This window comes from Kitasatospora sp. NPDC057692, assembly GCF_042799475.1.
In the GTDB taxonomy this organism is placed as follows: Bacteria; Actinomycetota; Actinomycetes; order Streptomycetales; family Streptomycetaceae; genus Kitasatospora.
The window spans coordinates 1-22,458 of record NZ_JBHVIV010000116.1; the positions used below are offsets into that span (position 1 = coordinate 1).

The following is a 22,458-nucleotide window of genomic DNA, read 5'->3' on the forward strand; positions in this document are numbered from 1 at the left end:
GGGCCGCGTCCTCGGCCCGCCCGCCGTCCCCGCCGTCCCCGGCGTCCCCGGCGTCCACCGCCGCGAGCGGCGAGGCGACCAGCGACAGCGCGCCGGTGAGCAGCAGGGCGGCGCCCGCGACCACGGCACCGGAGGGGCCGACCAGCGGCAGCAGCACGCCGACCAGCAGCGGCCCGCTGACGAAGAGCAGTTCCTCCGCGACGCCGTCGAGGCTGTAGGCGCGGCGGAGCAGGTCGGGGTCGGGGAGGAGCCGGCGCCAGAGCATGCGCATCACCGGGCCGAGCGGCGGGGTGCAGGCACCCGCCGCGACGACCAGCGCCGCGAGGGCCGGCGGCGGAGTGCCGGGCCGCGCGGTGGCGGCGGCCACGGCGAGCAGCAGCGCGCCGTACAGCGCGGCCATCGGCGGCAGCGCCCGGCGGGGGCCGTGGCGGTCGATCAGCGCCGCCCTGGCCGGGGAGAGGAGGACGCTGGCGAGGCCGAACAGGGCCATCGCCGCGCCCGCGGCGGAGTAGGAGCCGGTGGAGTCGCGGACGGCGAGCAGCAGCGCGAGCGGGACCACGCCGTAGGACAGCCGGCCGAGCAGGGCCGCGGCGAAGGTGCGGCCGGCGTGCGGGGCGCCGAGCACGGCGCGGTAGCCGGGGCGCCCGGCGGAGGCGTGCGGGGGCACGGGTGCGGAGGAGGGCATGGGAACGTTCCTCGGTGAGGACCGGCGGCGGGGGCGGGCCACGCCCGGCGGCGCCGGAGAGTGTGCGGGGACACCGGAGGACCGCGCCGGCGGCGGGGGCCGGGGCGGTCGCGACGGGGTCGGCTACACACAGGGAACGAACATGGTCCGCACCGTACCAGGCCGGCCCCGATCGGCCCGGCCCGGGGAGCGGGGCCCGGACGGAGCAGCGGGCAGGGCGGGGCGGCGGGCGCCCGGGTACGTTCGCCGTGTGCAGCAGAGGTCACCCCACGTCAGCAGGCGCGCCCGGGCCGGACGGTCGGCGGCGGCCGGCGCGGCGGCCGTGCTGGTCCTCGCGGCCGGTTCGCCCGCCGCGCTGGCGGGCCCGCTGCCGGGCACCGCCGCAACGCCCTCGCCCGCCGCCCCGGTCACGACCACCGCCCCGCCCGTCGGCACCGCGCCCGCCGCGCCCGCCGCACCGGCCGCCACCGGCGCGGCGCAGGACGCGGCCCCGGTGATCGGCGGCGAGCGGCTGGGCCGCCCCGCCGTCCAGGTGGCGCCCCGCGCCGGGGCGCCGGAGCTGCCCGCCGGACTGACCGGCCGCTCCTGGCTGGTCGCCGACGCCGCGACCGGCGCGGTGCTGGCCGCCCGCGACGCGCACCTGCCGCTGCCGCCCGCCAGCACGCTCAAGATGCTGTTCGCCGACACCGTGATGCCCAGGTTCGACCGCTCCCTGGAGCACCGGGTGACCCCGGCCGAGCTGGCCGGGGTGGGTGCGGGCAGCAGCCTGGTCGGCATCAAGGAGAACCTGTCCTACCGGGTCGAGGACCTCTGGCGCGGGGTCTTCCTCGCGTCCGGCAACGACGCCGTGCACGTGCTGTCCCACATGAACGGCGGGCTGGCCCGGACGGTCGCGCAGATGCAGGAGCGGGCCCGCGCCCTCCAGGCCCGGGACACCCGGGTGGTCTCCCCTGACGGCTACGACCAGGACGGCCAGGTCTCCTCGGCGTACGACCTCACGCTGTTCGCCCGGGCCGGGCTGCGCAACCCCGACTTCCGCGGCTACTGCGCGACCCGCACCGCGAGCTTCCCCGGCGGGCTCGACCTGACGACCGGGCAGCGCACCGCCTTCGACATCGCCAACACCGACCGCCTGCTGGGCAGGTACCCCGGTCTGATCGGGGTGAAGAACGGCTACACCACCAACGCGGGCGCCACCTTCACCGGCGCGGCCGAGCGCGGCGGCCGGACGCTGCTGGTGACGGTGATGCACCCGGAGCAGCAGTCCAAGGTCTACGACGAGGCGGCGGCCCTGCTGGACTGGGGCTTCGCGGCGGTGGACAGGGTGGAACCGGTCGGCACCCTGGTGGAGGAGGAGCGGCCGGTCGGGTCGGACGGCCCGTCCGACCCGTCGGCCCCGGCCGCCACCGCGACCGGGGCACCGGCCGCCGGGGTGCTGCCGCGGGCCGTCCGGCAGGCCGACCACGCGCTGGGCCCGGCCGGGTGGACGGCGGCCGCCCTGTGCGGGGCGCTCGCGCTCTGGGCGGCGGCCCGGATCCGGGTCCGCCGGCGCCCGCACGCGCGGGCCGCCGCGGCGGCCCCGCCGCCGGTCCTGCTCGGCGCCCCCGCCGTCCCCCCGCGCCCGACGTACGCCCCGCGTGTCCCCGCCGCCCCGTACCCGGCCGACCGCCCGTACGGCGCGCCCGCTCCGCCTGCCCTCGCCGCCCCCGCCGTGTCCGCCCCCGCCCGGCGCGGCGCCACCGCGCTGGGCGGGTCGACCGCCGTGAGCGGCGGACGCCGGCGCCGGCTCGCCCGCCGGTTCCGGGGTCTGGCCCGCTCCCTCCGCTCCCGGCGGCCGTCGTAGCGCCCCCGGCGGGCGCCCTAGAATGCCCGGCATGAGCGCCGCCAACCCCCACCCCGACCCGCACCGGCAGACGCGGCTCGAACGCCTCGTCAGCCTCTCCTCCGGAAGCTATCTGCTGGTCACCACCTTCAAGAAGGACGGCACCGCCGTGCCGACCCCGGTGTGGGTGGTCCGCGACGGCGAGGCGCTCGGCATCTGGACCGTCGCCGACTCCTGGAAGGTCAAGCGGATCCGCAACCGCCCGGACGTCCTGGTCGGCCCCTGCGACGTGCGCGGCAATGCGACCGGCGAGTCCTTCCCGGCCACCGCCGAGATCCTCGGCCCCGAGCGCACCGCCGCCTACCGGACCCTGCTGCGGCAGAAGTACGGCCTTGTCGGCGTCGTCACCCTGCTCGGCAGCCGGCTGCGGCGCGGGGACCGCGGCACCGTCGGCATCCGGCTCACCCTCACCGAGGACTGACGGACCGCCACCCCCCACACCGCCCCGTCCGGCCCCGCGGCCCTCCGATCCGGCACCGTCCGACCCCGCAGCACCGGTCACATCCGCCCCCTGGGCCACGGGCACCTCATCCGGTACATGTCAGCAAAACGTTCTCCCGTTGTACGCCTGGCCGTCCGCCAGAGCGCGCGGTATGGCAACGGTGGCGCTGCTACAACACACAGCGCCCCACCATCAACCGTTCGCGCGTCAGGAGGACGCCCCATGCGGCGAACCGATCGAGTCCGGCTCCGTGCGCTGGCGGTGGCATCGGCCGCCGCCGTCGTGGGAGCGCTCATAGCCCTGCCGGCCGGCACCGCGCACGCGGTGTCGCCGGACATCGTCATCAGCCAGGTGTACGGCGGCGGCGGCAACTCCGGCGCCCCGTACACCAACGACTTCATCGAGCTGTACAACCGCGGCACCGCCCCGGTCACGGTCACCGGCTGGACCGTGCAGTACGCCTCCGCGGCCGGCTCGTCGTGGGCGAGGACCACGCTGTCGGGCACCATCGCCCCCGGCAAGTACTACCTCGTCCAGGAGGCGGCCGGCGCCGGCTCGGGCGCCGCCCTGCCGACCCCCGACGCCACCGGCACGATCGCCCTGGGCGCCAACGCCGGCAAGGTCGCGCTGGTCACCAACTCCACCGCGCTGACCTGCTCCACCGGCTGCGCCACCCAGCCCGGGGTGAAGGACTTCGTCGGCTACGGCACGACCGCGAGCTCGGCCGAGGGCTCGCCGACCGGCAACCTCGCCAACACCACCGCCGCACTGCGGGCGGGCGGCGGTGCCACCGACACCGACAACAACGCGGCCGACTTCGCCGTCACCGCGCCCACCCCGCGCAACTCCTCCTCCGGCGGCGGGACCGGCGGCACCCGCATCCGCACCATCCAGGGCGCGGCCCGCACCTCCCCGCTGGCCGGCCAGGCGGTCAGCGCCGTCCCCGGCGTGGTCACGGCGGTCGGCCCGAGCGGCTACTGGTTCCAGGACCCGCAGCCCGACGCCGACCCGGCCACCAGCGAGGCCGTCTACGTCTACACCGCGGGCGCGCCCGGCGTGGCCGTCGGCGACTCGGTGACCGTCGGCGGCACGGTGAGCGAGTTCCGGCCGGGCGGCACCGGCGGCACCACCAACCTCACCATCACCGAACTCACCGCGCCCACCACCAGCGTCCTCGCCCACAACGTCGCGCTGCCCGCCGCCACCGTGGTCGGCGCGGGCGGCCGGGTCCCGCCGGCCGCGGTGATCTCCAGCGTCACCACGGGCGACGTCGAGACGGCCGGCGGCTTCCAGCCGGCCACCGACGGCCTGGACTTCTGGGAGTCGCTGGAGGGCATGCGGGTCCAGCTGAACAACGCGGCCGTGGTCGGCCCGAGCAGCTCCTTCGGCGAGATCCCGGTCGTCCCGCAGGGCTCGACCACCCGCACCACCCGCGGCGGCATCCTGCTGCAGGCCGCCGACGGCAACCCCGAGCGGGTCCTGCTGGACGACGCGCTCGCCCCGACGCCGACCGCCAACGTGGGCGACACCCTCTCCGGTGCCACCGTCGGCGTCCTCGACTACTCCTTCGGCAACTTCAAGCTGCTGGTCACCGCGACCCCGACCGTCGCCTCCGGCGGTCTCACCGCCGAGACCACCGCCGCCGCGACCGCCGGCCAGCTCGCCACCGCGACCTTCAACGTCGAGAACCTCGCCCCGAGCGACCCGCAGAGCAAGTTCGACGGCCTCGCCGCGGCCGTCGTCAACAACCTCCGCTCGCCCGACCTGGTGGCCCTGGAGGAGATCCAGGACAACTCCGGCGCGACCGACAACGGGGTGGTCGCGGCCGACCAGACGGTGGCCAAGCTGATCGCCGCGATCACCGCGGCCGGCGGCCCGGCCTACTCCTACCGCCAGATCAACCCGGTCAACGACCAGGACGGCGGCCAGCCCGGCGGCAACATCCGCCAGGTCTTCCTCTACCGCACCGACCGCGGCCTGAGCTTCACCGACCGCCCCGGCGGCGGCTCCACCACCGCCGACTCGGTCGTCAACAACGCCGGCACGCCCGCGCTGGCCTACTCCCCCGGCCGGATCGACCCGACCAACCCGGCCTTCAACGCCAGCCGCAAGCCGCTCGCCGGCGAGTTCCGCTGGAACGGCCGCCCGGTCTTCGTGATCGCCAACCACTTCAACTCCAAGGGCGGCGACCAGCCCCTCTTCGGCCGCTACCAGCAGCCGACCCGCCCCTCGGAGACCCAGCGGCACGCCCAGGCCACGGTGGTGAAGAACTTCACCGACCAGATCCTCGCCGTCGACCCGAACGCCGCCGTCATCGTCCTCGGCGACCTCAACGACTTCGAGTTCTCGCAGACCACCGACCTGCTCACCGCCGGCGGCTCCCTGGTCGACCTCCCCCGCACCCTGCCCCTCGCCGAGCGCTACACCTACGTCTACGAGGGCAACTCCCAGGTGCTGGACCACATCCTCATCTCCCCCGCCCTCGCGGCCACCGCGTACAGCTACGACATCGTCCACCTCAACAGCGAGTTCGCCACCCAGCTGAGCGACCACGACCCGCAGGTCGTCCGCATCCCGCTGCCGTAGCGCCCCGCTCCCCGCACCCGCCCGACCCCCGCTGCCCCGGCGTCGCCTCCCGGCGCCGGGGCAGCTTCGTACCCCGCCCCCGGAGCAGCCGATTGACTGCATACAATCTCCTCGCAATCCCGTCATATCTACCGGTCACCACACATCGCGGTTGCGCCCACGCCGACGGCGCGGCCCGCTCCTCTGGGGGACATTCGTGCAGGAAATGGTCAAGGGTGCCAACGTCGGACTCGCGGCGCTGGGCGAGAGCATCGACGCCGTCACGGTGATCCTGGGGTGGAGCAGCCCCGGGGGTGACGGGGACGCGGACGTCTCGGTGCTGCTCCTGACCGGCGAGGGGAAGGTCCGCGGCAACGCCGACTTCTTCTTCTACAACAACCCCACGGCCGAGGACGGCAGCGTCCACCTGCTCGGCCAGAGCCCGACCGAGGTCGGCACCGAGGACCGCATCCAGCTCGACCTCACCGCCGTCCCGGCCGGCATCGAGCGTCTGGTGGTCGCCGCGAGCCGCCACCAGCGGGCGCCCTTCGGCCAGTTGGAGGATCTCCGGCTCGAACTGGCCGGCCCCGGCGGTGAGCGGCTGCTCGGCTTCTCCATCACCGACGCCGACTCCGAGAGCGCCTTCGTCTTCGGCGAGATCTACCGCCGGAACGAGGAGTGGAAGTTCCGCGCCATCGGCCAGGGCTACGCCACCGGACTCGCCGGGCTGGCCACGGACTTCGGCATCGAGATCGAGGACGACGAGAACGAGGAGGACGAGGGCGGCGCCGTCGAGGAGGCCGCCGACCAGGCCGGACCGACGGCCGACCCGGCGGCCGAGGCGATGACCAAGCCGCCGCTGTCCGCCCCGGTCCCGACCCCGGCGGCCGAAGCCGCGGCCACGCCCGCCGCGGTGCCGGACGCCGCCGCCGTCCCCGACCGGGAGCCCTCGGCGGCCGCCGCACCCGGCGCTCCCAAGCGCCTGCGCACGGCGAAGAAGAAGGTCACCCTCCCCAAGGCCGCCAAGCCCTCGCTCGCCGAGAACGACGGCTGGCACACCGCTCGGCTCTTCCCGGCCGGCACGCTGAAGAGCGACCGCGAGCGCGAGGTCCGCGCCACCTCCGTGCTGCTCTCCGTGATGGCCCAGGTGCCGGAGTTCGGCCGCCGCCTCACCGCGGCGTTCGGCGCCCCCGCCGGCCGGACCGAGACCTTCACCGAGGTCTCGCTCCCGCACGGGGACTCGCCGAAGCGGCCCGACGGCGTCATCCGGGTCGAGCGCGCGGGGCGGCTCTGGACGGCGCTGGTGGAGAGCAAGACCAACGGCAACCCGCTGAAGGCCGAGCAGGTCCAGGACTACATGGACATCGCCGCCCGGCGCGGCTACGAGGCCGTCATCACCCTCTCCAACGACGTGGCGCTGGAGGGCAGCCCGCTCGTCCAGGTCAAGATCGACGGCCGCCGCAAGCACAAGGTGCTGCTCGGCCACCTCTCCTGGGCCGAGGTCGCCTACCAGGCGAAGATGCTGATCCGGCACGAGGGCGTCGGCAACCCCGCGCACGCCTGGCTGCTCCAGGAACTGCTGCACTACCTGCAGCACGAGAACTCGGGCTGCCACGGCTTCCAGAACATGGGCCCGGCCTGGGTCCCGGTCCGCAAGGCCATCGACGAGGAGACACTCACCGCCGGGGACGAGCGCGCCACCCAGGTGGTGGAGAGCTGGGAGCGGCTGATCCGCCAGGTCTGCTTCCAGCTCGGCGGCGAACTCGGCGTCAAGGTGCTGCCGGTGCAGCGGGCCCGGCGCGGCGAGGACGCCGGGACGCGGCGGGCCGCGCTGGCCGACCGGCTCTGCGCGGACGGCCGGCTGAACGCGGAGATCCGGGTCGAGGACGCCGCCGGCACCATCGCCGTCGCGGCCGACCTGCGGGTCGGCAAGCTGCGGACCTCCACCGAGATCCCGGCCCCCGAGCAGGGCTACCCGCTGAGCTGGGTCAAGCGACTGGTCCGGCAGCTCGGCGAGGCCCCGGCCGACCTGCACGTCGAGACGCTCACCGACGGCGCCGCGGCCGGGCCCCGGGGCACGCTGGAGAAGCTCCGGCCCGAGCCGGGCGACCTGCTGCCGAAGGACTCCTCGAAGATCACCGGCTTCCGGCTCTCGCTGTCCAAGAGCATGGGGAGCACCCGGGGCAACGCCGAGAGCGGCTTCATCCGGAGCGTGGACGCCGCCGTCGAGCGGTTCCACGCGGGCGTCCTGGTCCACCTCGACCCGCGGACGGGCCGCCGGGCGCAGTGAGCCGGTAGGCGGACGGCCGCGACGGGCTGCGACGGGCCGGGGTGCGTGCGGGAGACCGTGCGTGCCCCGGCCCGTCGCGCGTCCGGGCGGGGCGACCGGGCGGGGCAACGGGGTGGGGGTATGTGATTCGGGTCATTCGGGGTGTTCGGGAACTCCTCGGGCCGACGGGACGACTGGTGGGGGGTGAGTGGGATGTCGCCGGGTGGCCGGCCGTTGAGTGTGTTGGCGGGGTTCGCCCTGCTGCTGGTGGTGGTGTTCGCCGTGGCCTTCGCCGTGGGGCGTGGGGCCGGGCCGGTGACGCCGGGGCTGACGCCCGGCGGCGGGGGCGGCGCCAAGCCCGGGACGGGGCACGTCATGGGGGCGGGCCGGTGACGTCCGTGACGGGGAGTGCGGGCAGTGGGGCCGCCGGGGCGCTCGTCAGCACCGATCTGGCGGTCGGCGGGATGACCTGCGCGGCCTGTGTGAGCCGGGTCGAGAAGCGGCTGGCCCGGATCGAGGGCGTGAGCGCCGGGGTGAACCTGGCCACCGGGCGGGCGCGGGTGCTGCACCCGGCCGGGGTGGGCGTCGAGGAACTGGTCGCGGCGGTCGAACGCGCCGGTTACACGGCCGCGTTGGCCCCCGAGGGGGTGCCGTCCGCCGGTCCGGCGGCGGAGGACGCCGCGGACCGCGTACGGCTGCTGGTGACGGCCCTGCCCGCCGTACCCGTGGTGGTGCTGTCGATGGTGCCCTCGCTGCAGTTCGCGGCCTGGCAGTGGGTCTGCTTCGGACTGGCGCTGCCGGTGGTGAGCTGGGGCTCGGCCGGGTTCCACCGCCGGGCCTGGCAGGGTCTGCGGCACGCCGCGGCGACCATGGACACCCTGGTGAGCCTCGGGGTGATCGCCTCGTTCGGCTGGTCCGCGTACGCGCTGCTGTTCGGCGGGGCGGGCGAGATCGGCATGCGGATGCCGTTCTCGCTGACCGCGGACGGCGGCGGCACCGCGCACGTCTACCTGGAGGCGGCCGTCGGGGTGCCGCTGTTCGTGCTGGCCGGGCGGCTGCTGGAGGGGCGGGTGCGGCAGCGCAGCGGTTCGGCGCTGCGGGCGCTGGCCGAACTCGGCGCGAAGGAGGTGTGCGTCCGCGATCCGCGCAGCGGCGAGGAACGCCTGCTGCCGATCGAACGGCTGCTGCCGGGGCAGGAGTTCGTGGTCCGGCCCGGCGAGCGGGTGGCCACCGACGGGGTGGTGGTCGAGGGCGGTTCGGCGCTGGACCTGAGCCTGCTGACCGGGGAGTCGGTGCCGGTGGAGGTCGGGCCGGGCGATCAGGTCGCGGGCGCCACGGTGAACGTCGGCGGGGCGCTGGTGGTGCGGGCGACCGCGGTCGGCGCGGACACCCAACTGGCCCGGATCACGGCGCTGGTGGCCGACGCCCAGGCGGGCAAGGCGCGGGCGCAGCGGCTGGCGGACACGGTCGCCGGGGTGTTCGTGCCCTGCGTGCTGACGGTGGCGGTGTGCGTGCTGGGCTTCTGGCTGGGCGCGGGCGCCGACCCGCAGGCGGCGGTGACGGCGGCGGTCGCCGTCCTGGTGGTGGCCTGCCCGTGCGCGCTGGGCCTGGCCACGCCGACCGCGCTGCTGGCGGCGACCGGGCGCGGCGCCGAGCTGGGCGTGCTGGTGCGCGGCCCCGAGGTGCTGGAGAGCCTGCGCCGGGTCGACACCGTGGTGCTGGACAAGACGGGCACGCTGACCACCGGTCGGATGGAGCTCGCCGCGGTGGCCGTGGCCGCCGACGCGGGGGTCGACGAGGACCGGGTGCTGCGGCTCGCGGGAGCCGTCGAGCACCGTTCGGAGCACCCGATCGGGCGGGCCGTCGTGGGGGCGGCCCGGGCCCGCTGCGGCTCCGAGCCCCTTCCGGCGGTGGCCGGCTTCACGGCCACCGCCGGAATCGGGGTGTCCGGCGAGGTCGAGGGCCGCCGGGTGCGGGTGGTCCGCCCCGACGACGCCGGCGGGCCGCTGCCGGAGGAGCTGGCGCGGGCGCTGGCGGACGCCGCGGAGGCGGGCCGCACACCGGTGGTGGTGGAGCTGGACGGGCGGCCGGCGGCCGTCCTGGCGGTCGGCGACACGCTGCGCTCGGGCAGTTGGCGCGCGCTGCACCGGCTGCGCGGCATGGGCCTGGAGCCGGTGCTGCTGACCGGGGACGGGCCGGGCGCGGCCCGGTCGGTCGCGGCGGAGCTGGGCATCGAGGCGGTGCACTCCTCGGCCTCGCCGGAGCGCAAGGCCGAGGTGGTCGCGGAGCTGAAGGCCGCCGGACGGACCGTCGCGGTGGTCGGGGACGGGGTCAACGACGCCGTCGCGCTGGCCTCGGCGGACCTCGGGGTGGCGCTCGCCTCGGGCAGTGACGCGGCGATCGGCGCGGCCGGGCTGACGCTGGTGCGCGGGGAGATCGAGGCGGTGGTGGACGCGGTCCGGCTGGCCCGGCGCACCCTGGCCACGATCCGGGTCAACCTGCTCTGGGCGTTCGGCTACAACGTGGTGCTGATCCCGCTGGCGGCGGTGGGGCTGCTGAACCCGATGCTGGCGGCGGTGGCGATGTCGCTGAGCTCGCTGCTGGTGGTGGGCAACAGCCTGCGGCTGCGGACGTGGCGCCCCGGGCGCGGCGGCGCGGACGGGCGCGGGGACGGCGGTCCCGGGGCCCGCGGTGGCGCCGGCGCGGCGCGTCGGCCGACCCGGGCTCGGCGTTCGGCGGGTGCGGCGTGGTGAGCGGGCGGACGGCGGGGCCGACGGCGGGACGGGCACCGGAACGGCGTTCAGGACGGATGTCGGAACGTCTGTCGGGACGGACCGCGGAGCGGCTGCGGGTGGCCGGGCCGCCCGTGGCGGCGGCCGCGGTGGCGCTCGCGCTGCTCTCCGGGTGGACGGCGATCGGCGGGGCCGGGACGGCGCGCCCGGTCGAGGTGGACCCGGGCTGGCTGCTGCTGCCCACCGCGGGCGGGGTCCCGGCCACCGCGGCCTTCTTCACCGTGCGCAACCCGGGCGACATACCGGACGAGCTCACCGCCGCGAGCTGGGAGTTCGGCGGCAGGGTGACGCTGAAGCGGCACCTGCACCAGGGCGCCTCGGGCCGCTGGGAGGCGGCCTCCGCACTGCCGGTGCCGGAGCGCGGCGAGCTGGTGATGTCCCCGGAGGACGCCGATCTGATGATCATCAATCCGCCCCCGCTGAAGGTCGGGCAGTGGGTGGAGTTCACCCTCAGCTTCCGCAACAGCCCGCAGCTGCGGGTCAAGGCGGAGGTGCGGCCTCCCGGCGGGCGGCGGGGAGGCGGCTGAGCCTTCCCGCCGAGGGGCCCGGCGCGACTGTCGGTGCGGTCCGGTAGTTTGTGCCCGTCCCGAGGAGGGCGCCCGGAAATGGGGTGCCCGAACCGATCCGCCTGTGCTTGTCTGTGTCACGCCGTCACGAGGTCACACCGTCACGTCGTACCCGGACGCGCACGCGCACCCGCCGTCACACCCAGGAGCACCGCCATCAACACCGTGATACGCCGGTCCGCCCGCACCACCCTGGTCGCGGCCGCCTGCACCGCCGCTCTCGCCACCGGGCTCGCCGCCTGCGGCACCGTGCAGCAGCTCAGCGCCGCCGACAAGGTGTCGACGGCCTTCGACAAGCTCGGCCGGAGCAAGTCCTTCAGCGCCAAGCTGTCGGTCGACGCCACCGCCGACCAGATCGAGGCGTTCGGGACGGCCACCGGCGAGAAGATCGACAAGGAGACCGCCGCCGCGCTCTCCACCGTGAGCCTGTCCATCGCGGTCAGCGCGGACAAGCCGCTGAAGGACGTCAAGCCCTCCAAGGGCACCGACGGCACCACGGCGGCCGACGCCTCGCTCTCCACCTCGATCGCGCTCACCGGCAAGGGCGACGCCGCGCTCTTCGAGCTGCGCCAGATCGGCGACCGGGCCTACGCGCGGGCGGACCTCCCCAGCTTCGCGCGCCTGGTCGGCGAGGACCCCTCCTCGGTCAAGGAGCTGACCAAGGACCTGCCCGCCACCCTGCAGGGCGCGCTGGAGGGCACCTGGGTCTCCTTCGACGCGAAGGACTTCAAGGAGACCGCCGGGGCGGGCGGTACGGGCGCCGGCGGGGCCTCCCCCACCCCGAGCCTCGACCCCAAGCTCTCGGAGGGCCTGGTCGCGTCGCTGAAGGACATCCTCGGCCGCGACCTGTCCTTCGAGGACAAGGGGAAGCAGAACGGCAAGGAGCGGATCACCGTCACCGCCCCGGCCCGCAAGCTCGCGGACGACCTGCTGAAGGCCTTCGAGCCGCTCACCCAGGAGATCCCGAACCTCGGCAAGCTGCCGAAGACCGCCCCGAAGGACGTCCCCGATCGCAACCTGGCCGTGGACCTCCTCCTCGACGGCGGCGCGCTGTCGGCCGTGACCTTCGACCTCGCCCAGCTGGACGAGAAGGCCGGCCCCGGCACCCCCCTGCCGCTGCGGATCGCGTTCGGCAAGGACGCCCCGGCGGTCCAGGCCCCGGCCGGTGCCGGGACCGTCACCTCGGAGGACCTCGGCGGCCTGCTCGGCGCGTTCCTCGGCGGCGGCGGCCCGCTGGGCTCCGACGGGCCCGGCGCCGACGGCCCGGACGCGGCGGCCGCGCCGCTCACCGACGCCCAGGTGAAGGAGCTCACCGCCGGTGGCTCCATGACCGAGGAGCAGGTGCGGCTCTACAACAAGCTCGGCATGAGCTACCAGGACATCAAGGACCTCGCGAGCATGGGTTCCTGACCGCACGCCGCACCCGCGCCGCACGTCACGCGTAGCACGTCACACGTAGCACCCGCATGACGACCTCCGCCCCGCCGCCGCCCGTCCGGGCACGGCGGGGCGGACGTCGTGTGCGGTGAACGCGCCGGGAGCGGGCGTCCGTCCTCCCCGTCGAGGGGCTGCCCCGGCAGGCCCGCGGACCCGATCGACAGCGCCGGAGGAGTGTCCGTGAAGAAGATCAGGGCCGCGGTCGCCGCCGCCGTTCTCGCCCTGTGGGCGCGGTCGCACAGCGCGAACGGCAGCTGGTCCGCCCGGGCCCGGATCTCCCAGGCCCCCGGGCCCGGCGGCCCTTCGCTACGCCGGGGCCGGACCGGCGGACAGCGGCGGGTCGAGGACGTCCGCCAGCGGGCGGCGCGGCGTGGCGGCCCCGGGCGGGCCGTAGCCCACCCGCAGCACCAGCTGAACGTGGCCGGGCCCCTCGGCGGGGTCGCGCAGCCGCCAACGCAGATCCGGCCACTCGACCGCCTGGTGCAGCACCGTCAGCCGCAGCCCGTGCACGGTGGCCAGCAGCCAGACCCGCTCCAGCGCCTGCCCGGTGCGCAGCCAGTCCTCGGGACCGTCCCCGGCGGTCGCGAGCGTGCACAGCTGGGGCAGCGCCTCGAAGCGCTGGGACGGCTGCACCGGCCCCTCGTGGTGCGGCGGGCGTCCGGCGAACTCGCGCATCGGGACCCGGGCGTCGTGGTCCTGCGGGCCGAGCACGGCGTACGGCAGGCCGTCGGCGGGGGCCTCGGCGGTGTCCGGCCGCAGCCAGGAGCGGGTCTCGGCCTGCCGGTCGGGGTCGTGGGCGATCCGGTCCTCGGCCTCGGCGGTGACCTCCAGCACCCGGCGCACCCCGCCCTCCTCCAGCACGGCGAGGGCCACGCCCTCCTCCCGGGCGGCCTCGATCAGCTCCGCGGCGACCGCCTCGGGGACGTCCCGGTTGGTGAACGGCTGACGGCTGGAGCGGCGCTCGGCGATCGCCGGGTAGAGGTCCCGTCCGAACGGCCCGGCTTCCGCGGCGGTGTCCCCGGCGGTGGGGCCGGCGAGGTCGAGGACGGCCAGCAGTCGCGGCTCGGCCGGGTCCGGCAGCAGCCGGACGGCGGCCCGCCGGCGCAGCCGGGCGGCCGCGACCCGGAGGTTGAGCAGGGCGGCGCCCGCCGCGATGTGCAGCGCGGCGCCGTTGGCGTCCGCGAGCGGGACGGAGCGGTCCGGGTCGGCGAGCACCTCGATCCCTCCCCCGTCCGGGGTGGGGCGGAACCGCCAGGGCTGGCTGTTGTGCAGCGAGGGCGCCGCGCCGCCCGCGGCGGCGAGCAGGCGCAGGTCGGCCGGAGTGAGGGCTGACTGGGTCATGGTGATCCTCTCCTTGCCTCGACGCTCCGGAGCCGGTCGCCACGGCCGGCGCGGACACGAGTCCCGGTACTCCCGAGGGTGCGCCGGGCGGGTCACCGGCGACAGGGTCCAACGGCCCGGATGCCGCCCGGACCGGCCCGCGGCCCGGGCCGGGCGGTGCAGGGCGGTGCACGGCCGGTCCCGCCCCGAACGGGCCGGCCGTGCGTCCCAGGGGGCACCCGGAGGGTCAGTCGTGCGGGACGACCGCCACCGGTGCCTCGGCGTGGTGCAGCACGGCGTGGGCGATGCGGCCCAGCCGGGGGCCGAGGTCGTGCGGGCGGCGCCGGCGGCCGACCACCACCAGGGCGGCGCCCGCGGAGTCCTCGACCACGGTGCGGGCGGCGCCGAGGCGGACCTGTTCGACGACCTCGACGTCGGGGTGGCGTTCGCGGTGCGCGGCCAGGGCGGCGGCCAGGGACTTCTCCTCCGCCGCCTGGAGCTGGGCCATCTCGGTGCCGGACGGCAGGAAGCCGACCACCGCGAAGGAGGGCGGCAGGTCCCAGCCGTGGACGGCGCGGATCCGGGCGCCGCGCAGGGCGGCCTCCTGGAAGGCGAAGTCGAGGACCGCGTCGTCGGGCGCGGTGGCGTCCACGCCGACCAGCACCTCGGGCACCGCGGTCTCCTCCGAGGACGCTCCGGCCGGCTCGGCGGCCTCCCGCCCCGGCCGGACGACCACGACGGGCACGGTCGCGCGACCGGCGACCGCCATGCTCACCGAGCCGACCAGCAGCCCGGTGAAGCCGCCCAGGCCGCGCGAGCCGAGCACCAGCAGGCCGGCGTCCCCGGCGGCGGCCACCAGGCCGTCCACGGCGGCGTCCAGCACCACGTCGGTGTGGACCGTCAGGCCGGGGTGCCGGGCCTGGACCTCTTCGGCCGCCGCGGTCAGCATCCGCTGGGCCGCGACCGGCAGGTCCTCGGGGCCGGCGAAGGAGGCGCGGCCGTCGGTGAGCCAGGGCCAGGCGTGCAGCAGCCGCAGCGGGGCCCCGCGCCGCAGCGCCTCCTCGGCGGCCCAGTGGGCGGCGGCGGTGCTCTCGGGCGATCCGTCGACTCCGGCCAGGACTGCGGGCGTCATGGGGGTGGTTCCTTCCGCTGCGGCCCACCGCGCGGGGCGGGCCTTCGGGTGGCTTCCGGTCGGGGCGGCCAGGGGTGCGCTGACGCACCGTCGGCCCCTGACACCACCCTGGCCCCCGGGCCGGGCGGCCGACCAGAGGCCGCAGGGCCCTCGGACCAGGGCCGTAGGTCCCACGACCCGTCCGCCGGACGGCTTCGGCAGCGCGCACGGCGCGAAACCGGCGCGCGAGTGGCCGATTGCACTCCGTCCGGCGCGTTCATGACCGACCCCGACGTTCCGCGCACATGCCTGCGGCACTAACGTGAATCCGACAATCCGAACCGGTCACCGACCGGAGGCGGACCGGACCAGCAGCACGGAAACACGAGGAGGACGCCGGTGGGCGGCGCGGAGGACACGCGGGCGGGCACCGGCGGAGACCAGCGCGAACGGGCGGACGGCGTGCCGCCGCCCGGCTGCCCCGCACACGCCGGAACCGCCCGGGCCGCCACGGCCCGGACCGCGCCGGCGGCCGTCGGCGCCGGCGCGCGCACCGGGGCCGCGAACGCGGCCGTGCCCGCGCCCGCCGCCGGCGGCCCGCGGATACCGCAGCTGCGACTGGACGAGCTGCTGGAGGAGCTCCAGTGGCGGATCGACGCGGCGCGCGGCACCCGAGACCGGGTGCACAGCCTGCTGGAGGCGGTGCTCGCGGTCGGCCGCGAGCTGGACCTCTCCCAGGCGCTGCACCGCATCGTCGAGGCCGCCGCCGACCTGGTCGACGCCCGCTACGCGGCGCTCGGCGTGATCGGCGCGGACGGCTACACGCTCTCGCAGTTCCTGACGGTCGGACTCAGCCAGGAGGAGATCGACGCGATCGGCCCGCCGCCGACCGGCCAGGGCATCCTCGGCGAGCTGATCCGCGAACCGCAGCCGCTGCGCTGCCCGGTGCTCTCCGAGCACCCGGCCTCGGTGGGCTTCCCGCCGAACCACCCCCCGATGCACACCTTCCTCGGGGTGCCGGTGCGGGTGCGCGGCGAGGTGTTCGGCAACCTCTACCTGACCGACAAGCGCGGCGGCCTGGACTTCGACGCGGACGACGAGGCGGTCATCTCGACGCTGGCGGTGGCCGCCGGGGTCGCGATCGACAACGCCCGGCTGTACGAGGAGGCCCAGCGCCAGCAGCGGTGGCTGCAGGCGAGCGCCGAGATCACCCGCAGCCTGCTGTCGGGCGCGCCCCGGCTGGAGGTCGTGGAGCTGATCGCGCGCCGGGCCCGGGAGATCGCGGGCGCCGAGCTGGCCGATGTGTCGGTGGCGCTGGCCGATCCGGGCCGGCGGGCCGGCGAGCTGGCCGTGGAAGTGGCGCTGGGCGGCCGGCCGGAGGCCCGGCTCGGGGTGACCGTGCCGGTGGACGGCACGCTGTCCGGCGCCGCGTACGCCTCGGGCGCCCTGGCGACCAGTGACGAGCTGGAGGGCGACGAGCGGTTCCCGGCCGGGCCGCCCGGGCGGTTCACCGGGCTGGGCCCGGCCGTGGCGGTGCCGCTCGGCACCGGCGAGGGGTTCGGGCGCGGTGTGCTGCTGCTGGCCCGGGAGAGCGGGCGCCCGCCCTTCACGGCCGAGGAGACCGGCCCGCTGCTGGGCTTCGCCGACCAGGCCGCGCTCGCCCTGGAGCTGGCCGAGCGGCGGCGGGACGCCGAGCAGCTGACCCTCCTGGAGGACCGCGACCGGATCGCCCGGGACCTCCACGACCTGGCCATCCAGCGGCTGTTCGCGACCGGGATGACGCTGCAGAGCGCGGGCCGGCTGATCGAGAGCCAGAGCGCGGCCGACCGGGTGAGCCGGGCGGTCGCGGACCTGGACGAGACCATCAAGATCATCCGCTCGACCATCTTCGGCCTGCGCGCCCACAGCGAGCCGGACCGCGGGCTGCGCGCCCGTGCCACCCGGGTGGTCGGCGAGGCGCAGGCCACCCTCGGCTTCGCGCCGCGGCTCAGCATGGAGGGCCTGCTGGACACCGACGTGCCGCAGGAGCTGGCCGAGCACGTGATGGCCGTGCTCGGCGAGGCGCTCAGCAACGCCGCCCGGCACGCCCGGGCGAGCCGCGTCGAGGTGGCGCTGCGCGCGGCCGGCGGGGCGGTGACGCTCACGGTGACCGACGACGGGGTGGGCGTGCCCGCCGGCGGGCGCCGCAGCGGCCTGCGCAACCTCTCCGAGCGCGCCGAGCGGGCGGGCGGCAGCTTCGAGCTGCTTCCGGCCGAGGGCGGCGGCACCCGCCTGGTCTGGCAGGCCCCGCTGAACGTGTGACCCGCGGGGCCCGCCGGGGACCCGCCGCAGCGAGCCGCCCGGCGGGCGGCACCGAAAACGCCGCCCGGCGATCCGTCGGGCGGCGTTTTCGGCGTCTGGTCGGGGGCGCCCTCGACGGCGCCCGGACCTCAGAACGGGTCGGGCATCAGGTCGCGGCCGACGACCAGCTCGGGGGCGATACGGATCTCCACCCGGGCGCCGGAGGCCGGGGCCGGGGACGGGGCCGGGGACGGGTTCGGTGCGGCGGACGGCTCGCGGAGCTCGGCCCGGCCGAGGACGGTGACGCACCAGCCGGTGCCGTCGGTGTCGTCCACCTCGTCGGCCTCGAAGGCGATCACCGCACCGTCGACGGCGCGGGCGAGTTCGGAGTCGGCCGCCGTGGAGAGCAGGACGCCACCGAGCGCGTCCAGCCGGAAGCGGACCGGGAGGACGGCGGGCAGCGCGCCGACGGTGTAGACCACGCGGCCCACCCCGCTTCGGCCCAGCAGCTCCAGCGCCCGGGTCTCGTCGAGTTCCCGCGCGCGGCGGGGATGCGTCCGGACCCGTGGCTCGACCTGCACGGGCGCGGCTTCAGGATCGGCGTTCATAGCAGCGATCGTCGCCCGCGGGGCCCGATCCGGGCGAGGGTCGATGGTCCCGCCGAGAGTCCCGCCCGGCCTACGGCGAACGTCCCGGGGGCGGCAGCCGCGTGAACGGCCGGAGCGGCAACCGTTCCGGGGCGGACGGCCGACCGGTGGGCGGACGGCGAACGGCCCCGGTCGCCGCAGGCGGGCGGGCGACCGGGGCCGGGTCAGGGGGCGGCGGCGTCAGCCGCGGCCGTGGCCGAGCACCCGCGGGTGGTGCGCCGACCGGTCGGCGGCGGCCGACTGGCGCAGCTCGGTGGCGATCAGCGCCGCCTGCACCCGCCGCTCGACGCCGAGCTTGGCGAGCAGCCGGGAGACGTGGTTCTTGACCGTCTTCTCGGCGAGGAAGAGCCGTTCGCCGATCTGCCGGTTGGTCAGCCCCTCGCCGATCAGCGCGAGCACCTCCTGCTCGCGCGCGGTCAGCTCCGGGCCGCCGGCGGACGGCTGCGCGGGCTCGGCCTCGCTGCGCAGGCGGTTGAGCAGGCGGGTCGCGGCGCCGGGGTCGAGCATCGAGCGGCCGGAGGCGACGGTCCGCACGGCGGCGACGAGGTCGGTGCCGCTGATCTGCTTGAGCACGTAGCCGGCGGCGCCCGCCATCACGGCGTCGAGCAGCGCCTCCTCGTCGTCGAAGGAGGTGAGCATCAGACAGGCCAGGTCGGGCATCCGGGAGCGCAGTTCGCGGCAGACGGCCACGCCGTCGCCGTCGCCCAGGCGCACGTCCAGAACGGCGACGTCCGGGCGCAGCGCGGGGATGCGGACCAGCGCCTGCTCGGCGGTACCGGCCTCGCCGACCACCTCCAGGTCGGGCTCGCCGTCCAGCAGGTCGTGCACGCCGCGGCGCACCACCTCGTGGTCGTCCAGCAGGAACACCCTGACCGGTGCCGGAGTCTCGGTCCCGGTCGTCTCGCTCGCCATGTCGCGGCTCCACCCTCTCCTCGCCCGGCACACCACACGCCGGGTCCATCGCATCATGCCGCACCACCCGGGCCGCGCACAGGGTCGAACGGCCCCATTCCGGCCGCGGGCCCGGGCCGGAACGGGGCCCGTTCCGGCCGCGGCCGCGGCGCGCCGGCGGAGCTACTTCCCCGTGAGGGAGGAGAGCACCCGCTCGACCGCGCCGAAGGCGACCGCGCTGTCCAGCGGGTTGGAGTAGGTGCGCGACCAGGTGATCAGCCCGCCCCGGACCCGCGCGAAGACGACCATGTCGAGGGTGAAGCGCTTGCCGGTGGCGAGGACCTCGCCGTGCAGGCGGTACTCGGCGACGGCCAGTTCGGGGTCGGTGGTGCCGTGCACGCTGACCCGGTCGACGGCGTCGAAGCGCTGCATCGCCGCACCCCGGCGCAGGTGCTCGACGAAGGCCTCCCGGCCGGGCCGCTGCGGGGGCACCCCGGGCAGCAGGTAGGGCAGTTCGAAGACGGCGTCGGTGGTGACCAGGTCGGCCACCGCCTCGTCGGGGCCTTCACCCATCAGCTGGACGAACTGCCGGAGCACCTCGCTCGGGGCGGCGGTGGCGGTCATCGGACGCTCCTCTCGACGGGCCGGGGCGGCACCCCGGTCACCTGATCGATCTCCGGATGATTGATATCCGGACCGGACACGACCCAGCAAGGGCACCGCAGAAGAACAATGACGACCAGTCAGATTCGGTCAAGTCCGATCAAGGGCGGTCAGGCGCGGCGCCGACGGACGTTGCCGAGGCCGATGAGCAGGAACGCGGTGGAGACGGCGACCGCGCTGCCCGCGGCGGCGGCCAGGCGCGGGGCGAGCGGCCCGCCGCCGGAGAGCAGGATGGAGGCGGCGCCGAGCGAGGCGATCGCCAGGCCGACGAGCAGCCAGCCGAGCAGGGCCCGCGGCGAGGGGCGGACCGGCAGGGGCGCCGGGTTCGGGTCGATCAGGGCCCACCGCACGGCCTCCTCGCGCTGTTCGAGCCGGCTCTGGAGGTGGGCGCGGACCCGCAGCAGGACGCCGGCGACCAGGCCCGCGAGGGCGATCTGGGCCGCGGGCTGCCAGGCGGGGACGGCCAGCAGCAGGCCGCCGGCCAGGGCCAGGGCGGCCCACCAGGTCACGCAGGCGGCCGCGGCCGTGCGAGCCGAGCGGGGCCGGTCCTCGCCGGCCTGGAGGTCGGCGATGGCGGGCAGGTACCAGACGCAGCCGGACGCGGTGATCGCGGCGGTGCCGATGGCCGGGACGATGTGGGACATGGGGCCGTGCGCTCCTCAAGCCTCGGGCGGTTCGAAGGAGCCGCTCCCGCCCGCCCGGGGGCGACGCGCGGGCGGGAGCGGCGTTCTGGGGCCGGGCCGTCGACGGCCGTCGGCCATCGGCGGCCGACCGTCAACGGTCGGCGGTCAGCCGTCGCCGGTCAGCCGTCGGCGTCCGGACGGCCGGACGCCGAGCCGCCGCCGAGCGCGGCGGAACCCCGGCGGCCGGGCACGTCGTACGCGGCGGGGACGACCCCGGCCAGGTGCTTGGCGCGCTCGCCGTGGTGGTCCAGGTAGTCGCGGGCGGCGATCTCCGGGTGGTGCAGGTCGAAGGCCGGGGACTCGGAGCGGATCCGCGGCAGCCTGGTGAAGTTGTGGCGCGGCGGCGGGCAGGAGGTCGCCCACTCCAGCGAGCGGCCCCAGCCCCACGGGTCGTCGGAGGTGACCTTCTCGCCGTACTTGGCGGTCTTCCAGACGTTGTAGAGGAACGGCAGGATCGACAGGCCGAGCAGGAAGGAGCCGATGGTGGACACCGTGTTGAGCGTGGTGAAGCCGTCGGAGGCCAGGTAGTCGGCGTAGCGGCGGGGCATGCCCTCCGCGCCGAGCCAGTGCTGCACCAGGAAGGTGCTGTGGAAGCCGATGGTGAGCGTCCAGAAGGTGATCCGGCCGAGCCGCTCGTCCAGCATCCTGCCGGTCATCTTCGGCCACCAGAAGTGGAAGCCGGCGAACATCGCGTACACCACGGTGCCGAACAGGGTGTAGTGGAAGTGCGCGACGACGAAGTACGAGTCGGAGACGTGGAAGTCGATCGGCGGGGCCGCGAGCAGCACACCGGTCAGGCCGCCGAACAGGAAGGTGACCAGGAAGCCGACGGTCCACAGCATCGGGGTCTCGAAGCTCAGTGAGCCCTTCCACATGGTGCCGACCCAGTTGAAGAACTTCACACCGGTGGGCACCGCGATGAGGAAGGTCATGAACGAGAAGAACGGCAGCAGGACTTGTCCGGTGACGTACATGTGGTGGGCCCACACCGTCACGGACAGGCCGGCGATCGCGATGGTGGCCGCGATCAGGCCGGAGTAGCCGAACATCGGCTTGCGGCTGAACACCGGGATGACCTCGGAGACGATGCCGAAGAACGGCAGCGCCAGGATGTACACCTCGGGATGGCCGAAGAACCAGAACAGGTGTTGCCAGAGCATGGCCCCGCCGGAGGCCGGGTCGAACACGTGCGAGCCGAACTTGCGGTCGCACTCCAGGGCCAGCAGCGCGGCGGCCAGCACCGGGAAGACCAGCAGCACCAGGACCGAGGTGAGCAGGACGTTCCAGCAGAAGATGGACATCCGGAACATGGTCAGGCCCGGGGCCCGCATGCAGATGATCGTGGTGATGAAGTTGACGGCGCCGAGGATGGAGCCGAAGCCGGACAGCGCCACGCCCATGATCCACATGTCGGCGCCGACGCCCGGTGAGTGGATCGCGTCGGACAGCGGCGCGTAGAGGAACCAGCCGAAGTCGGCGGCGCCCTGCGGGGTGGCGAAGCCGGCGGCCGCGATCAGCGAGCCGAACATGAACAGCCAGTAGGCCAGCATGTTCAGGCGCGGGAAGGCGACGTCGGGGGCGCCGATCTGCAGCGGCATGATCCAGTTGGCGAAGCCGGTGAACAGCGGCATGGCGAAGAGCAGCAGCATCACCGAGCCGTGCATGGTGAACGCCTGGTTGAACTGCTCGTTGGAGAGGATCTGCGTCCCCGGCCGGGCGAGTTCGGCGCGCATGACCAGGGCGAGGATGCCACCGATCAGGAAGAAACCGAACGACGACACCAGGTACATGGTGCCGATCGTCTTGTGATCGGTGGTCGTCAGCAGCCGGACCAGGGACGAGCCGGGTCGCCTGACCCGTGCCCCTCCCGGTCGGGCGGCGGACGGCGGCGGCGCGCTGTCGCCCCGTGCCTCGATGGCGCTCAAGGACGCACTCCTTCGAAAACTTCTGCGGATGGATGGCGATCCATGATCGGAACGCACCACCCGTGCGCCCTAGGGCCGTTGGACCCAGCGGGCCCGGGCCGGTGGGCCTCGGATCCGGGCCCCCGGCCGGGACCACTGTCCGCCCGCGCGCGCCCGCCCCGCCGCCCGCCGGGTCCCACGGCGCCGGAAGCGACGAAAAACCGGCGCGGCCGGGAGAGTTGACGTTCTCCCGGCCGCGCCGGCGGGGGCGCGGAACCGTTCTTCCGCGCCGGGGTCCCGGTGGACCTGTCTCTTATACAC

17 protein-coding genes are annotated in these 22,458 nt (G+C 75.7%); 9 read left to right on the forward strand and 8 right to left on the reverse strand.

Annotation, left to right across the window (positions count from 1 at the left end; genetic code table 11):
• On the reverse strand, nucleotides 1–685 hold a 685-nt coding region (locus tag ACFVFS_RS36955; RefSeq protein ID WP_380629352.1), incomplete at its 3' end, for an MFS transporter.
• A gap of 250 nt (nucleotides 686–935) precedes the next feature.
• Here ACFVFS_RS36955 and ACFVFS_RS36960 point away from each other — a divergent pair.
• The 8 genes from ACFVFS_RS36960 to ACFVFS_RS36995 all read left to right on the forward strand — a co-directional run bounded on the left by ACFVFS_RS36960 (nucleotide 936) and on the right by ACFVFS_RS36995 (nucleotide 12,611).
• Nucleotides 936–2,528 (forward strand): D-alanyl-D-alanine carboxypeptidase, encoded by a 1,593-nt coding sequence (locus tag ACFVFS_RS36960; RefSeq protein ID WP_380629353.1) that lies wholly within the window; start codon nucleotides 936–938, stop codon nucleotides 2,526–2,528.
• A gap of 31 nt (nucleotides 2,529–2,559) precedes the next feature.
• The gene (locus ACFVFS_RS36965; protein ID WP_380629354.1) at nucleotides 2,560–2,988 is read left to right on the forward strand and encodes a PPOX class F420-dependent oxidoreductase; all 429 of its coding nucleotides are present in this window, start codon (nucleotides 2,560–2,562) and stop codon (nucleotides 2,986–2,988) included.
• Between the two features lie 243 nt (nucleotides 2,989–3,231).
• A complete protein-coding gene (locus ACFVFS_RS36970; RefSeq protein ID WP_380629355.1) occupies nucleotides 3,232–5,595 on the forward strand; it encodes a lamin tail domain-containing protein in 2,364 nt (787 codons plus the stop codon).
• A 205-nt stretch (nucleotides 5,596–5,800) separates the two neighbouring features.
• Complete coding sequence (locus tag ACFVFS_RS36975; protein WP_380629366.1) at nucleotides 5,801–7,864, forward strand: TerD family protein; 2,064 nt, start codon at nucleotides 5,801–5,803, stop codon at nucleotides 7,862–7,864.
• A 213-nt stretch (nucleotides 7,865–8,077) separates the two neighbouring features.
• On the forward strand, nucleotides 8,078–8,236 hold the full coding sequence (locus tag ACFVFS_RS36980; protein WP_380629356.1) for a hypothetical protein: 159 nt from the start codon (nucleotides 8,078–8,080) through the stop codon (nucleotides 8,234–8,236).
• A 71-nt stretch (nucleotides 8,237–8,307) separates the two neighbouring features.
• The gene (locus ACFVFS_RS36985; protein ID WP_380629367.1) at nucleotides 8,308–10,596 is read left to right on the forward strand and encodes a heavy metal translocating P-type ATPase; all 2,289 of its coding nucleotides are present in this window, start codon (nucleotides 8,308–8,310) and stop codon (nucleotides 10,594–10,596) included.
• Between the two features lie 56 nt (nucleotides 10,597–10,652).
• The gene (locus ACFVFS_RS36990) at nucleotides 10,653–11,162 is read left to right on the forward strand and encodes a copper chaperone PCu(A)C (protein ID WP_380629357.1); all 510 of its coding nucleotides are present in this window, start codon (nucleotides 10,653–10,655) and stop codon (nucleotides 11,160–11,162) included.
• 204 nt (nucleotides 11,163–11,366) lie between these two features.
• On the forward strand, nucleotides 11,367–12,611 hold the full coding sequence (locus ACFVFS_RS36995; RefSeq protein WP_380629358.1) for a hypothetical protein: 1,245 nt from the start codon (nucleotides 11,367–11,369) through the stop codon (nucleotides 12,609–12,611).
• Between the two features lie 333 nt (nucleotides 12,612–12,944).
• Here the strand turns inward: ACFVFS_RS36995 and ACFVFS_RS37000 are convergent, their stop codons facing one another.
• Both ACFVFS_RS37000 and ACFVFS_RS37005 read right to left on the reverse strand, forming a co-directional pair.
• Nucleotides 12,945–13,979, reverse strand: a complete 1,035-nt coding sequence (locus tag ACFVFS_RS37000; protein WP_380629359.1) for an Acg family FMN-binding oxidoreductase — start codon at nucleotides 13,977–13,979, stop codon at nucleotides 12,945–12,947.
• 226 nt (nucleotides 13,980–14,205) lie between these two features.
• Entirely contained in the window at nucleotides 14,206–15,090 is an 885-nt protein-coding gene (locus ACFVFS_RS37005) for a universal stress protein (RefSeq protein ID WP_380629360.1), read from the reverse strand.
• A gap of 552 nt (nucleotides 15,091–15,642) precedes the next feature.
• Between ACFVFS_RS37005 and ACFVFS_RS37010 the strand changes: the two genes are divergently transcribed.
• Nucleotides 15,643–17,370: a GAF domain-containing protein gene (locus ACFVFS_RS37010; RefSeq protein ID WP_380629368.1), complete on the forward strand. Its 1,728-nt coding sequence runs from the start codon at nucleotides 15,643–15,645 to the stop codon at nucleotides 17,368–17,370.
• A 128-nt stretch (nucleotides 17,371–17,498) separates the two neighbouring features.
• On the opposite strand, the gene ACFVFS_RS37015 is transcribed toward ACFVFS_RS37010, so the two are convergent.
• From ACFVFS_RS37015 to ctaD, 5 genes are all read right to left on the reverse strand, one after another.
• On the reverse strand, nucleotides 17,499–17,957 hold the full coding sequence (locus tag ACFVFS_RS37015) for a pyridoxamine 5'-phosphate oxidase family protein (protein ID WP_380629361.1): 459 nt from the start codon (nucleotides 17,955–17,957) through the stop codon (nucleotides 17,499–17,501).
• 219 nt (nucleotides 17,958–18,176) lie between these two features.
• A complete protein-coding gene (locus tag ACFVFS_RS37020) occupies nucleotides 18,177–18,908 on the reverse strand; it encodes a response regulator (protein WP_380629362.1) in 732 nt (243 codons plus the stop codon).
• Between the two features lie 162 nt (nucleotides 18,909–19,070).
• Nucleotides 19,071–19,511 carry a nuclear transport factor 2 family protein gene (locus tag ACFVFS_RS37025; protein ID WP_380629363.1) on the reverse strand — a complete coding sequence of 147 codons (441 nt, stop codon included), beginning with the start codon at nucleotides 19,509–19,511 and terminating at the stop codon, nucleotides 19,071–19,073.
• Between the two features lie 149 nt (nucleotides 19,512–19,660).
• The gene (locus ACFVFS_RS37030) at nucleotides 19,661–20,194 is read right to left on the reverse strand and encodes a hypothetical protein (RefSeq protein ID WP_380629364.1); all 534 of its coding nucleotides are present in this window, start codon (nucleotides 20,192–20,194) and stop codon (nucleotides 19,661–19,663) included.
• A 158-nt stretch (nucleotides 20,195–20,352) separates the two neighbouring features.
• Nucleotides 20,353–22,158 (reverse strand): cytochrome c oxidase subunit I, encoded by a 1,806-nt coding sequence (gene ctaD, locus ACFVFS_RS37035; protein ID WP_380629365.1) that lies wholly within the window; start codon nucleotides 22,156–22,158, stop codon nucleotides 20,353–20,355.
• Nucleotides 22,159–22,458: the final 300 nt, after the last annotated feature.